Here is a 13,435-nt window from a genome sequence, read left to right as displayed (position 1 = left end):
AAAAATCTCGTCCACAGGCCTTTCCACGCCGTTGTCCACCGCCACCCCACAGGTTCCCTCATGCTGTGCACAGGTTCTGCGGACTTCTCCACACCCTTGTCCACTGTTCGGCAACCCGCCACCCCCTCTCACCGCCCGGAGTGAAAGGCGTCACATGGATGTAGACGTTTGGGCTGTGGAGTACCGGGGGAAAGCTGGGGACACACCTGTGGAGTAATGGGGGGCACCTGGGGACAGCCTGTGCAGAACTTTCCGTTCTCCACAGGGACACCGTGTTGTCCACCGGTGTCACCCACAGGGCCGGTGGATAAAAAACGCACTCTGACCTGCGTCGACGGGCTTATCCACCGTTTCCACAGGCCCTACTACTACCCCCATAGAGAGTTAGCCCGGTTTCGGTTTTCAAGCGGGTCCTGTGCACAACTCGTCGCTCGCCCGTCCCGCCGCCCCGCTCCCGACTTGACCGCCGGCCGCACCGAGTGTCGGCGCCGTACGTCAGACTGGTCCCCGGCATCGGTCGAGGCATCGACGAGCCGACGACGAAGGCCGGCAGACGAGCGAGCAACAGCAGGAGGCGGTTCCGGTGAAGATCCGGGTGGAGCGCGACGTACTCGCGGAGGCGGTGGCCTGGGCGGCCCGCAGCCTCCCGGCCCGGCCGCCGGTGCCCGTCCTCGCGGGCCTGCTGCTCAAGGCCGAGGAAGGCACCCTGAGCCTCTCCGGCTTCGACTACGAGGTCTCGGCCCGCGTCTCGGTCGAGGCGGACGTCGAGGAGGACGGCACGGTCCTGGTCTCCGGCCGGCTGCTCGCCGACATCTGCCGCGCCCTCCCCAACCGACCGGTGGAGATTTCCACAGACGGTGTACGGGCGACCGTGGTCTGCGGCTCCTCGCGGTTCACACTCCACACCCTTCCTGTGGAGGAGTACCCGGCGCTGCCGCAGATGCCCACCGCCACCGGCACCGTGGCCGGCGAGGTCTTCGCCTCCGCCGCCAAGCAGGTCGCCACCGCCGCCGGCCGTGACGACACGCTGCCGGTCCTGACGGGTGTCCGCATCGAGATCGAGGGCGACCGCGTCACCCTGGCCTCCACCGACCGCTACCGCTTCGCGGTCCGCGAGTTCCTGTGGAAGCCGGAGAACCCGGACGCGTCGGCCGTGGCCCTGGTGCCCGCCAAGACGCTCCAGGAGATCGCCAACTCTCTGACCAGCGGTGACACCGTCACCCTGGCGCTGTCCGGCTCCGGCGCGGGCGAGGGCCTGATCGGTTTCGAGGGTGCCGGCCGCCGCACCACCACCCGGCTGCTCGAGGGCGACCTGCCCAAGTACCGCACGCTGTTCCCGACGGAGTTCAACTCGATCGCCGTGATCGAGACCGCGCCGTTCGTCGAGGCCGTCAAGCGCGTGGCCCTGGTGGCCGAGCGCAACACCCCGGTCCGGCTCAGCTTCGAGAAGGGCGTGCTCATCCTGGAGGCCGGTTCCTCCGACGACGCACAGGCTGTGGAAAGGGTCGACGCCCAGCTCGACGGCGACGACATCTCGATCGCCTTCAACCCGACCTTCCTGCTGGACGGCCTGAGCGCGATCGCCTCCCCGGTGGCCCAGCTCAGCTTCACCACGTCGACCAAGCCCGCGCTGCTCAGCGGCCGCCCGGCGATCGACGCGGAGGCCGACGAGGCCTACAAGTACCTGATCATGCCGGTGCGCCTGTCCGGCTGACGTCCCGCCCGTCGACGCCGGGCCCGGTTGCGCACACCGCTGCGGACCGGGCCCGGCGTCGTCCACAGGCTGGGGAGGACACCGGGAAAGCCGGACCGCTCGCCATGGAGCGCCCGCGGGGCCCGTCGCCGCGGCCCGGCGTAGGCTCGGATCCGGTGGGCGGCCCCCGCGCGTCCCGCGAGGGCACGGCCGGGGCAGCCCCGGCAAAGACGGCCACAACGCTTAAGGAACCACCTGATGGAGCTTGGTCTCGTCGGTCTCGGCAAGATGGGCGGCAACATGCGCGAGCGCATCCGCCGCGCAGGCCACACCGTCATCGGATACGACCGCAACCCGGACCTCGCGGATGTCCACAGCCTGCGGGAACTTGTGGACAGTCTGCAGGCCCCCCGCGTCGTGTGGGTGATGGTCCCCGCCGGTGCGGCGACGCAGTCCACCGTCGACGAGCTGGCCGAGCTGCTCTCGATCGGCGACATCGTCGTCGACGGCGGCAACTCCCGCTGGACGGACGACGAGAAGCACGCCGAGGAGCTGGCGGCCAAGGGCATCGGCTTCGTCGACTGCGGTGTCTCCGGTGGCGTGTGGGGCCTGGAGAACGGCTACGCGCTCATGTACGGCGGTGCCAAGGACCACGTCGCCCGCGTCCAGCCGATCTTCGACGCCCTCAAGCCCGAGGGCGAGTTCGGCGCCGTGCACGCCGGCAAGGTCGGCGCGGGCCACTTCGCGAAGATGGTCCACAACGGCATCGAGTACGCCATGATGCAGGCCTACGCCGAGGGCTGGGAGCTCCTGGAGAAGGTGGACTCGGTCACCGACGTCCGCGAGGTCTTCCGCTCCTGGCAGGAAGGCACCGTCATCCGCTCCTGGCTGCTGGACCTGGCCGTGAACGCCCTCGACGAGGACGAGCACCTGGAGAAGCTGCGCGGCTTCGCGCAGGACTCGGGCGAGGGCCGCTGGACGGTGGAGGCGGCGATCGACAACGCCGTACCGCTGCCCGCGATCACGGCGTCGCTGTTCGCGCGGTTCGCCTCGCGTCAGGACGACTCCCCGCAGATGAAGATGATCGCCGCCCTCCGCAACCAGTTCGGCGGCCACGCGGTCGAGAAGAAGTAGCAGCTCAGCAGCACAGCAGCACGAAAGAGCAGTGGAAAGCCGGGGGAGGTCGGCGCCGTATGCATGTTTCGCATCTCTCACTGGCCGACTTCCGCTCGTACGCCCGGGCCGAGGTTCCCCTCGACCCGGGCGTCACCGCGTTCGTGGGTCCCAACGGCCAGGGCAAGACCAACCTCGTCGAGGCGGTCGGCTACCTCGCGACCCTGGGCAGCCACCGCGTCTCCTCGGACGCCCCGCTCGTACGGATGGGCGCGGACCGGGCGGTGATCCGGGCGGCCGTCACCCAGGGCGAGCGCCAGCAGCTGGTCGAGCTGGAGCTGAACCCGGGCCGCGCCAATCGGGCCCGGATCAACCGGTCCTCACAGGTCAGGCCGCGGGACGTGCTGGGGATCGTACGGACCGTGCTGTTCGCCCCGGAGGACCTGGCCCTGGTCAAGGGCGACCCGGGCGAACGCCGCAAGTTCCTCGACGAGCTGGTCACCGCGCGCTCGCCGCGGATGGCCGGGGTCCGCTCCGACTACGAGCGCGTCCTCAAGCAGCGCAACACCCTGCTGAAGTCCGCGGCGATGGCCCGCCGGCACGGCGGACGCTCGATGGACCTGTCCACGCTGGACGTGTGGGACCAGCACCTCGCCCGCGCGGGCGCGGAGCTGCTGGCGCAGCGCCTCGACCTGATCGCGACGCTGCTGCCGCTGGCCGACAAGGCGTACGAGCAGCTCGCGCCCGGCGGCGGCCCGCTGGGGCTGGCGTACAAGTGCTCGGCGGGCGAGCCGGTGGACAGCGGGGCGGCCCGCACCCGCGAGGCCCTGTACGAGGTGCTCCTGGCCGCTCTCGGCGAGGTGCGCAAGCAGGAGATCGAGCGCGGGGTGACCCTGGTCGGCCCGCACCGCGACGACGTGGCCCTGCGCCTGGGAGACCTGCCGGCCAAGGGGTACGCCAGCCACGGCGAGTCCTGGTCGTACGCGCTGGCGCTGCGGCTGGCCTCCTACGAGCTGCTGCGCTCCGAGGGCAGCGAGCCGGTGCTGATCCTGGACGACGTGTTCGCGGAACTCGACGCGCGGCGCCGGGAGCGGCTGGCGGAGCTGGTGGCGCCGGGCGAGCAGGTGCTCGTGACGGCGGCCGTGGACGACGACGTCCCCGGCGTGCTGGTGGGAGCCCGGTACGGGGTGTCCGGCGGTGAGGTGACCCGGTTGTGAACGAGCAGGGCAAGGACCCGCAGCAGGCGCGCAGGGCACCGGAGGCCTCCGGGGTGGACCTGGCCCGCCAGGCCCTCGCGGCGGCCCGGGAGCAGGCGCGGGCCCGCGGCGACGCGGCGGGCGGCAGGAAGCGCCAGCAGCAGCCGGGGCTGCGGTCGGGCGCCCGCGCGGACGGCCGCGACCCGATGCCGTTGATGGCGGCGCTGGACCGGCTGCGCACCGAGCGCGGCTGGGAGATGCCGATGGCGGTGGCGGGCGTGATGGAGCGCTGGCCGGAGATCGTCGGGCCCGAGATCGCGGCCCACTGTGAACCGCAGCGCTACGAGAACCGTGAGCTGGTCGTGAGGTGCGACTCCTCGGCGTGGGCGGCGCAGCTGAAGCTGCTGGCCCCGCAGCTGGTGGCGCGGCTGAACGCGGATCTGGGCCAGGGCACGGTCCGCATGATCAAGGTGCAGGGACCGGGCGGACGCCCGAAGGGGTACGGGCCCTGGCGGGCTCCCGGGAGCACCGGACCCGGCGACACCTACGGGTGAGTAGCACCCGTGGACCGCTGTCGCGCGCGCGTCGGCGGGTGGCGTCCCTCACGGTAGCCGGAGGTTGACAGGCCGAAGCGCTGGGTGCCCGTGTGAGCCTCTTTGAGCCCCTTCCCGGATATGGGGAGTCGGAGAGTGGCGGTTCAGGGCGGCACATGCGGACTCAGGTACCGGCAAACCCCCATTCATGTCCGTGGTACCGGTAGACTGGAGGAAATCCCGCCCCGTTCGCGGGATCACGCAGACAACGCAGATCGACGCGGCCGCTCCCGCCGGCGCACTTGCTGGTCCGGAGTACGGGCTGCGCTGTGCCAGAAAGGGCGCTTCGTGGCCGATTCCGGCGACTCCAACGAGAAGAATTACGACGCCAGTGCGATCCAGGTCCTCGAGGGCCTGGACGCGGTCCGCAAGCGGCCGGGTATGTACATCGGCTCGACGGGCGAGCGTGGTCTGCACCACCTCGTCTACGAGGTCGTCGACAACTCGGTCGACGAGGCGCTGGCCGGGCACGCGGACACCATCGACGTGACGATCCTCGCCGACGGCGGGGTGCGCGTGGTCGACAACGGCCGTGGCATCCCCGTCGGCATCGTTCCGTCCGAGGGGAAGCCGGCCCTCGAGGTCGTCCTGACGGTCCTGCACGCGGGCGGCAAGTTCGGCGGTGGCGGCTACGCCGTCTCCGGCGGTCTCCACGGCGTCGGTGTGTCCGTTGTGAACGCGCTGTCCACCAAGGTCGCGGTCGAGGTCAAGACGGACGGCCACCGCTGGACCCAGGACTACAAGCTGGGCGTGCCGACGGCTCCGCTGGCCAAGAACGAGGAGACGGCGGAGACCGGCACCTCGGTCACCTTCTGGGCCGACGGCGACATCTTCGAGACGACCGAGTACTCCTTCGAGACGCTGTCGCGGCGTTTCCAGGAGATGGCCTTCCTCAACAAGGGCCTGACCCTGTCGCTGACCGACGAGCGCGAGTCCGCGAAGGCGACCGTGGGCGCGGACGACCCGGACGCGGACACGGCGGACCCCACGGCGCGCACGGTGAAGTACTACTACGAGGGCGGCATCGTCGACTTCGTGAAGTACCTCAACTCGCGCAAGGGCGAGCTGATCCACCCGACCGTCATCGACGTCGAGGCCGAGGACAAGGAGCGCATGCTCTCGGTCGAGATCGCGATGCAGTGGAACTCGCAGTACACGGAGGGCGTCTACTCCTTCGCGAACACGATCCACACGCACGAGGGCGGCACCCACGAGGAGGGCTTCCGCGCCGCGCTGACGGGTCTGGTGAACCGTTACGCGCGCGACAAGAAGCTGCTGCGCGAGAAGGACGACAACCTCGCCGGCGAGGACATCCGCGAGGGTCTGACGGCGATCATCTCGGTCAAGCTGGGCGAGCCGCAGTTCGAGGGCCAGACGAAGACCAAGCTGGGCAACACGGAGGCCAAGACCTTCGTGCAGAAGGTCGTCCACGAGCACCTCAACGACTGGTTCGACCGCAACCCGGTCGAGGCCGCGGACATCGTCCGCAAGGCGATCCAGGCGGCCACGGCGCGCGTCGCGGCCCGCAAGGCCCGCGACCTGACGCGCCGCAAGGGTCTGCTGGAGAGCGCCTCGCTCCCGGGCAAGCTGTCCGACTGCCAGTCGAACGACCCGACCAAGTGCGAGATCTTCATCGTCGAGGGTGACTCCGCCGGCGGTTCGGCGAAGTCCGGCCGCAACCCGATGTACCAGGCCATCCTGCCGATCCGCGGCAAGATCCTGAACGTCGAGAAGGCGCGCATCGACAAGATCCTCCAGAACACCGAGGTCCAGGCGCTGATCAGCGCCTTCGGCACGGGTGTGCACGAGGACTTCGACATCGAGAAGCTCCGCTATCACAAGATCATCCTGATGGCCGACGCCGACGTCGACGGTCAGCACATCAACACCCTGCTGCTCACCTTCCTCTTCCGCTTCATGCGCCCGCTGGTCGAGGCCGGTCACGTGTACCTCTCGCGTCCGCCGCTCTACAAGATCAAGTGGGGTCGTGACGACTTCGAGTACGCGTACTCGGACCGCGAGCGCGACGCCCTGGTCGAGATCGGCAAGCAGAACGGCAAGCGCATCAAGGAAGACTCGATCCAGCGCTTCAAGGGTCTGGGCGAGATGAACGCCGAGGAACTGCGCGTCACCACGATGGACGTGGACCACCGCGTGCTCGGCCAGGTCACCCTCGACGACGCGGCGCAGGCCGACGACCTGTTCTCGGTGCTGATGGGTGAGGACGTCGAGGCCCGGCGCTCCTTCATCCAGCGCAACGCCAAGGACGTCCGCTTCCTCGACATCTGAGTCGGCCCGACGCTGACCGCCGCCTGAAAGGATTTCTGACCGGCAATGGCCGACGAAACCACCCCCACCGCAGAGAACAACGCGGAGGAGCAGCCCGTGCTGCGCATCGAGCCCGTCGGGCTCGAGACGGAGATGCAGCGCTCCTACCTCGACTACGCGATGTCCGTCATCGTCTCCCGTGCGCTGCCCGACGTGCGGGACGGCCTCAAGCCCGTCCACCGTCGCGTGCTGTACGCGATGTACGACGGCGGCTACCGGCCCGAGAAGGGCTTCTACAAGTGCGCCCGCGTCGTCGGCGACGTCATGGGCACCTACCACCCGCACGGTGACAGCTCCATCTACGACGCCCTGGTCCGCCTGGCCCAGCCGTGGTCGATGCGCATGCCGCTGGTGGACTCCAACGGCAACTTCGGCTCCCCGGGCAACGACCCGGCGGCCGCCATGCGCTACACCGAGTGCAAGCTGATGCCGCTGGCCATGGAGATGCTCCGGGACATCGACGAGGAGACCGTCGACTTCCAGGACAACTACGACGGCCGCAACCAGGAGCCGACGGTCCTCCCGGCGCGCTTCCCGAACCTGCTGGTCAACGGCAGCGCCGGCATCGCGGTCGGTATGGCGACCAACATCCCGCCGCACAACCTGCGCGAGGTCGCCGCCGGTGCCCAGTGGGCGCTGGAGCACCCGAACGCCACGCACGAGGAGCTCCAGGACGCGCTCCTGGAGCGCATCAAGGGCCCGGACTTCCCGACGGGCGCGCTCGTCGTGGGCCGCAAGGGCATCGAGGAGGCGTACCGGACCGGGCGCGGCTCCATCACGATGCGCGCGGTGGTCGAGGTCGAGGAGATCCAGAACCGCCAGTGCCTGGTGGTCACGGAGCTCCCGTACCAGACCAACCCCGACAACCTCGCGCAGAAGATCGCCGACCTGGTCAAGGACGGCAAGATCGGCGGCATCGCCGACGTCCGCGACGAGACCTCCTCGCGGACCGGCCAGCGCCTGGTGATCGTGCTCAAGCGCGACGCCGTCGCCAAGGTCGTGCTGAACAACCTCTACAAGCACACCGATCTGCAGACGAACTTCGGCGCGAACATGCTGGCGCTGGTGGACGGGGTGCCGCGCACCCTGTCGATCGACGCCTTCATCCGCCACTGGGTGACGCACCAGATCGAGGTCATCGTCCGGCGCACGCGCTTCCGCCTGCGCAAGGCCGAGGAGCGCGCGCACATCCTGCGCGGTCTGCTCAAGGCCCTGGACGCGATCGACGAGGTCATCGCGCTGATCCGGCGCAGCAACACGGTCGAGATCGCGCGCGAGGGCCTGATGGGCCTGCTGGAGATCGACGAGATCCAGGCGAACGCGATCCTGGAGATGCAGCTGCGCCGCCTCGCAGCCCTGGAGCGGCAGAAGATCGTCGCCGAGCACGACGAGCTCCAGGCCCGGATCAACGAGTACAACGCGATCCTGGCCTCCGAGGACCGCCAGCGCTCCATCGTCAGCGAGGAACTGGCCGCGCTCGTCGAGAAGTTCGGCGACGACCGGCGCTCCAAGCTGGTGCCCTTCGACGGTGACATGTCCATCGAGGACCTGATCGCCGAAGAGGACATCGTCGTCACCATCACGCACGGCGGTTACGTCAAGCGCACCAAGACCGAGGACTACCGCTCGCAGAAGCGCGGCGGCAAGGGCGTGCGCGGGACGAAGCTGAAGCAGGACGACCTGGTCGACCACTTCTTCGTCTCCACCACGCACCACTGGCTGCTGTTCTTCACGAACAAGGGCCGGGTCTACCGGTCCAAGGCGTACGAGCTGCCGGACGCCGGCCGCGACGCCCGCGGGCAGCACGTGGCGAACCTGCTGGCCTTCCAGCCGGACGAGAAGATCGCGCAGATCCTCGCCATCCGCGACTACGAGGCGGCGCCCTACCTGATCCTGGCCACCAAGGGCGGCCTGGTGAAGAAGACGGCGCTCAAGGACTACGACTCGCCGCGCTCCGGTGGCGTCATCGCCATCAACCTCCGGGAGACCGAGGACGGCAGCGACGACGAGCTGATCGGTGCCGAGCTGGTGTCCGCCGAGGACGACCTGCTGCTGATCAGCAAGAAGGCGCAGTCGATCCGCTTCACGGCGACCGACGACGCGCTGCGTCCGATGGGCCGCGCGACCTCGGGCGTGAAGGGCATGAGTTTCCGAGAAGGAGACGAACTGCTCTCCATGAGCGTGGTCCGGCCCGGTACGTTCGTCTTCACCGCGACCGACGGCGGCTACGCCAAGCGGACGGCGGTCGACGAGTACCGCGTCCAGGGTCGTGGCGGTCTGGGCATCAAGGCCGCGAAGATCGTGGAGGACCGCGGGTCCCTCGTCGGTGCCCTCGTGGTGGACGAAACGGACGAGATTCTCGCCATCACGCTCAGCGGTGGTGTGATTCGTACGCGCGTCAATGAAGTCAGGGAGACCGGCCGTGACACCATGGGCGTCCAGCTGATCAACCTGGGCAAGCGCGATGCCGTGGTCGGCATCGCCCGCAACGCCGAGGCCGGTCAGGAAGCTGACGAGGTCGAGGCCGACGAGAACGAGACCGAGGCGGCCGACGCACAGGCCGTCGAGGCAGCCGAGGGCACGCAGCCTTCGGCCGGGGAGCACGAGGAGTAAGTCGTGAGTGGAGCCACGGGCGCCGGACCGGCCAAGACTGGAGCGAACGGTGCCCGTGGCCCCGCCGCGGACTCCCAGGGGGGAACCGTGACGGACACCCGAGGACCGCAGGCACCGGACGAGGCCGAGGCCAAGCCCGCTGCCGGAACGGACCAGCCCGCGCAGCCGTACCAGCCGCCGCAGGCCTACGCGGCCCCCGCGGGCCCGGGTGCGCCGCGCGGCGGCGGTGCGGGCGCCACCACACAGCGCAAGCCGCGTACGCCGGTGCGGACGGCTCCCAGGACGCGCAAGGCGCGGCTGCGGGTGGCCAAGGCCGACCCGTGGTCGGTGATGAAGGTCAGCTTCCTGCTGTCGATCGCGCTGGGCATCTGCACGATCGTGGCGGCGGCGGTCCTGTGGATGGTCATGGACGCGATGGGCGTCTTCTCGACCGTCGGCGGCACGATCAGCGAGGCGACCGGCTCGAACGAGGGCAACGGCTTCGACCTCCAGGCGTTCATGTCGCTGCCGCGCGTGCTGATCTTCACGTCGGTGATCGCGGTGATCGACGTGGTGCTGGCGACGGCGCTGGCGACGCTGGGCGCGTTCATCTACAACCTGTCGGCGGGATTCGTCGGCGGTGTCGAGCTCACCCTCGCCGAGGACGAGTAGGCCTCCGGTGGAGCGCCTGTGAGGGGTCGGATGACCTGCGCAGACGCCCCCCGGGAACGGATTTTGGCCTGACCGGGTCTGTGCGCTAATCTTCAGGAGTCAGCGCGCAGCGCGGATGGGGCTATAGCTCAGTTGGTTAGAGCGCATCCCTGATAAGGATGAGGCCACAGGTTCAAATCCTGTTAGCCCCACAGTGTCGAAGACCCCCAGGCCCCAGGCCTGGGGGTCTTCTTCGTCGGGCCAGTTGGTGGACCGGCAGGTCACCGATCGGTATCGGTCGGTGTGTATTGTTGGGCGCCAGAAGTCCCCTACGTCAACGAAAGACGAGGTCGCGCGGTGAAGAAGCTGCTCCTGGTCGCACTGGCCGCCATCGGCGGGCTCCTCGTGTACCGCCAGATCCAGGCGGACCGCGCCGAGCAGGACCTGTGGACGGAGGCAACCGACTCCGTGCCCTCTGGTTCCGGTGTGTGAGACCAAAGGCTGAGTACATGAAGCCCCGGCTGCCGCAGCGGCCGGGGCTTTGTGCTGTTCTGTGACGAAAACTTACGTTTTGCAAAGATTTGGCTTGCGGTAGCAAACTCGGGGTGGGCGTGATGGGTCGGGTACGGACGACGGTGTGGGCGGTGGCCCTCGGCACGGTGGTGGCGGGCGTGCCCGGCGCCGCGTACGCCGGGGAGAGCGCGCCCCAGCCGCTGCCCGCATACCGCCCCGCCGACGGCGCCAGGCCGGTCGAGGGCAAGCCCTCCTCCGCCGACGCCCCGCTCGTCGAGGCCGGGAACATCTACGAGGACACCATCGGGCCCGGGCCGCGCTACTACCGCCTCGTCCTGGCCGGCGACGGCTCCAACGCCTTCGTCAGCGCCGTGGTCCGGCCCCCGGCGGGTGCCAAGGTCTCCGGCAGCGACGGCATCGAGGTCGAGCTGATGACCACCGCGGGCAGGTCCTGCGACAACAGCACCGGCCGTGCGACCTTCGGCTACGACGCCGTGCCCCTCGCCGCCGCCGGCGTCCGCTGGGGTACCGAGGACGAGCTGTGCGCGGCCACCGGCGTCTACTACGCGAAGGTCACCCGGACTGCGGCCAAGGACTCCGACCAGAGCCCATGGCCGCTCGAACTGAAGGTGCAGCGCGAACCCGGCCGCGGCGCGGGTGCCCCGACCACCGCGCCCAGTGGCCGGCCCACGGAGGCGCCGTCCCTGCCCGGCACCGAGGCGGTCGGCCGCGTCGGCGGCACCGGCTTCAACGACGCGCGTGCCCTGGGCGCCGGAGTGTGGCGCGACGAGCTGCGGCCCGGGCAGACCCGCTGGTACCGCGTCCCGCTGGACTGGGGGCAGCGGCTCGGCCTGGGAGCGGAGCTCGCCGCCGCCCAGGTGACCAAGAAGTACACCTCCGCCTCGGGCGGACTGGCCGTGACCCTCTACAACCCCTACCGGGCCGCGGTTTCGGGCAAGGAGGTGTCCTACGACGGCGTGCAGGCGGGGGTGACCCTGGAGAAGACGCCCCCGGTGGACTACGGGAACCGTTTCTCCGGCGACCGGGAGACGCGGCCCGTCGGCGTCGCGGGCTGGTACTACATCGCCGTGACGATGGGCGCGAAGGTCGCCGACTTCACCGAGGACGCCGTCCCCGTCCCGCTCACGCTGCGGCTGGAGGTGGCCGGCACCCCGGCCAAGGCGCCCGCGTACAAGGAGGATCCGGCCGCGGGCGGCTTCGGGGTCGGGGCGGACGACCGGACGGCGGCGAAGGAGGGCCTCACGGCCCCGGAGGCCGCCGAAGCGGCCGGGACCCGGAAGGTGATGCGGGTCGTCGCGAGCGCCGGCTTCGGCGGCGGGACGCTGCTGCTGGCGGTGCTGGGCGGCTGGGTCCTGCTCGGCCGGCGGGGGCGCGGCGCTACATCTGCGTGAGGGCCCAGACGCCGACCGCGAAGCACACCAGCGCTGCGGCGAGCAGCGAGACCACCGCCCTCGGCGGGGGCGGGGCGATGCCCCTGCGCGCCGGGACCGCCGCGGTGGGTGCCCCGGTCGCCCCCGGCACCCCGGGCGCGGCCTGCACGGCCGGCGGGGGCAGGTGGAAGCTGCCCGTCTCCGAAGGGCCGTACGCGGGCCCGTAGGAGGGTCCGTACGCGGGCCCGTCCGGGGGTCCGTACGCGGGCGCTTCGACCGCGGCGGCGGCCTGTTGCGGGACCAGGGGCACTGTGGCGGCGGCGCTGCGGGGATCGGTGACCGCGGGGCCCGCTGCGGTCGCCTGCGGGGTCGCCGCGACAGCAGCCGCGGACCCGGAGGCGGCTGCGGACGGTGGTGGGGACGGAGCGGCGGACGGTGGCGTGGACCGGGCCGTGCCCGTCGGTCGCTCGGGTCCGTCGGGACCGAATCCGGGCGGCAGCGGGCCGAGTTGGTCGAAGACCTCCACCGGATCCTCGTCCGGGGCGGGCGCGGGCAGCAGCTCCACGGCCGCGGCAAGGGCCTTGCGCGCGCCTGTGGCCGTCCGGAACCGGTTCTGGGGGTCGGGCTGCAGGAGGTTCGCGACGACGTCCCAGAGCGGGCCGGGGACGCCTTGCGGGGCGTCCGGGGTCCCGTGCGCGAGGAAGTGGTCCACCAGGGCCCGGGAGTCGGGCTTGCGCCCCTGGAGGAGGTACAGGGAGACCAGGCCCACGGCGAAGAGGTCCGCCGCGAAGTCGGGCTCCGCCCCCATCAGTTGCTCGGGTGCGAAATAGCCCGGCGTGCCGACCACGTAGTCGGTCTCGGTCAGGCGGGGCTCGCCCTTGCGCATGGAGATGCCGAAGTCGGACAGCCGCAGGTGCGGCCGCCCGCTTCCGGTGGCCTCCATGAGGATGTTGGCCGGTTTGATGTCGCGGTGCACGACGCCTTCCGCGTGCACCGCCGCCAGGCCCGACAGCAGCTGGTCGAGCAGCGTGCACACGAAGCGGGGAGGGAGGGGGCCGTAGTCCCCGATCACATGGCCGAGGGAGCCGCCGCCGACCAGGTCCATGGTGAACAGGACCTTGTCGTCGTCGGCCGCCCAGCTCGCCGGCGCCAGTACGTGCGGGTGGTCGATCCGCAGCGCCTGCTCCCGTACGAACCGCAGGAGCGTGTGGGCGTCGCTCTGCAGCAGGACCTTCGCGGCGACGTAGCGGCGACGGCGGTGGTCCCAGGCCCGCCACACGGCACCGGCGCCCCCGCGCCCGATCGGATCGATCAGCTCGTACCGGCCGGCGAAGACCTCACCCATCGCTGCGCCCGTCCCCCGTC

The 13,435-nt window shown here is 70.4% G+C and carries 10 protein-coding genes and 1 tRNA gene; 10 read left to right on the top strand and 1 reads right to left on the bottom strand.

Annotation, left to right across the window (positions count from 1 at the left end; translation table 11 throughout):
- Positions 1-583 precede the first annotated feature (583 nt).
- From dnaN to IH80_RS0100725, 10 genes are all read left to right on the top strand, one after another.
- Complete coding sequence (gene dnaN / locus IH80_RS0100770; RefSeq protein ID WP_030956769.1) at positions 584-1,714, top strand: DNA polymerase III subunit beta; 1,131 nt, start codon at positions 584-586, stop codon at positions 1,712-1,714.
- Between the two features lie 237 nt (positions 1,715-1,951).
- Positions 1,952-2,827 (top strand): phosphogluconate dehydrogenase (NAD(+)-dependent, decarboxylating), encoded by an 876-nt coding sequence (gene gnd, locus IH80_RS0100765; protein ID WP_030956767.1) that lies wholly within the window; start codon positions 1,952-1,954, stop codon positions 2,825-2,827.
- A gap of 59 nt (positions 2,828-2,886) precedes the next feature.
- Positions 2,887-4,023 (top strand): DNA replication/repair protein RecF, encoded by a 1,137-nt coding sequence (recF, locus tag IH80_RS0100760; RefSeq protein ID WP_030956766.1) that lies wholly within the window; start codon positions 2,887-2,889, stop codon positions 4,021-4,023.
- On the top strand, positions 4,020-4,556 hold the full coding sequence (locus tag IH80_RS0100755; RefSeq protein WP_030956765.1) for a DUF721 domain-containing protein: 537 nt from the start codon (positions 4,020-4,022) through the stop codon (positions 4,554-4,556). The genes recF and IH80_RS0100755 overlap by 4 nt, the downstream gene beginning before the upstream one ends.
- Before the next feature lie 306 nt (positions 4,557-4,862).
- Positions 4,863-6,884 (top strand): DNA topoisomerase (ATP-hydrolyzing) subunit B, encoded by a 2,022-nt coding sequence (gyrB, locus tag IH80_RS0100750; protein ID WP_030956763.1) that lies wholly within the window; start codon positions 4,863-4,865, stop codon positions 6,882-6,884.
- A 45-nt stretch (positions 6,885-6,929) separates the two neighbouring features.
- The gene (gyrA, locus tag IH80_RS0100745) at positions 6,930-9,536 is read left to right on the top strand and encodes a DNA gyrase subunit A (protein WP_030956761.1); all 2,607 of its coding nucleotides are present in this window, start codon (positions 6,930-6,932) and stop codon (positions 9,534-9,536) included.
- An 87-nt stretch (positions 9,537-9,623) separates the two neighbouring features.
- Positions 9,624-10,187, top strand: coding sequence for a DUF3566 domain-containing protein (locus IH80_RS0100740; protein ID WP_030956760.1), 564 nt, complete (start codon positions 9,624-9,626; stop codon positions 10,185-10,187).
- 117 nt (positions 10,188-10,304) lie between these two features.
- Positions 10,305-10,378: transfer RNA gene (locus IH80_RS0100735), tRNA-Ile, on the top strand.
- 145 nt (positions 10,379-10,523) lie between these two features.
- On the top strand, positions 10,524-10,658 hold the full coding sequence (locus IH80_RS45605) for a DLW-39 family protein (protein WP_208809277.1): 135 nt from the start codon (positions 10,524-10,526) through the stop codon (positions 10,656-10,658).
- 122 nt (positions 10,659-10,780) lie between these two features.
- Entirely contained in the window at positions 10,781-12,091 is a 1,311-nt protein-coding gene (locus IH80_RS0100725) for a hypothetical protein (protein ID WP_158943234.1), read from the top strand.
- Here IH80_RS0100725 and IH80_RS0100720 read toward each other — a convergent pair.
- A complete protein-coding gene (locus IH80_RS0100720) occupies positions 12,078-13,415 on the bottom strand; it encodes a serine/threonine-protein kinase (RefSeq protein ID WP_030956758.1) in 1,338 nt (445 codons plus the stop codon). The two genes, IH80_RS0100725 and IH80_RS0100720, sit on opposite strands and share 14 nt — an antisense overlap.
- Positions 13,416-13,435 lie beyond the last annotated feature (20 nt).

The sequence above is a fragment of the Streptomyces sp. NRRL S-378 genome (assembly GCF_000720645.1).
Taxonomy (GTDB): domain Bacteria; phylum Actinomycetota; class Actinomycetes; order Streptomycetales; family Streptomycetaceae; genus Streptomyces.
This window is presented reverse-complemented; position numbering and strand designations above follow the sequence as displayed.

Excerpts from the sequence above, each read along its gene's own strand:
- gnd (WP_030956767.1), top strand. The coding sequence starts at position 1,952 with ATGGAGCTTGGTCTCGTCGGTCTCGGCAAGATGGGCGGCAACATGCGC.
- recF (WP_030956766.1), top strand. The coding sequence starts at position 2,887 with ATGCATGTTTCGCATCTCTCACTGGCCGACTTCCGCTCGTACGCCCGG.
- gyrA (WP_030956761.1), top strand. The coding sequence starts at position 6,930 with ATGGCCGACGAAACCACCCCCACCGCAGAGAACAACGCGGAGGAGCAG.
- IH80_RS0100725 (WP_158943234.1), top strand. The coding sequence starts at position 10,781 with ATGGGTCGGGTACGGACGACGGTGTGGGCGGTGGCCCTCGGCACGGTG.
- IH80_RS0100720 (WP_030956758.1), bottom strand. The coding sequence starts at position 13,415 with ATGGGTGAGGTCTTCGCCGGCCGGTACGAGCTGATCGATCCGATCGGG.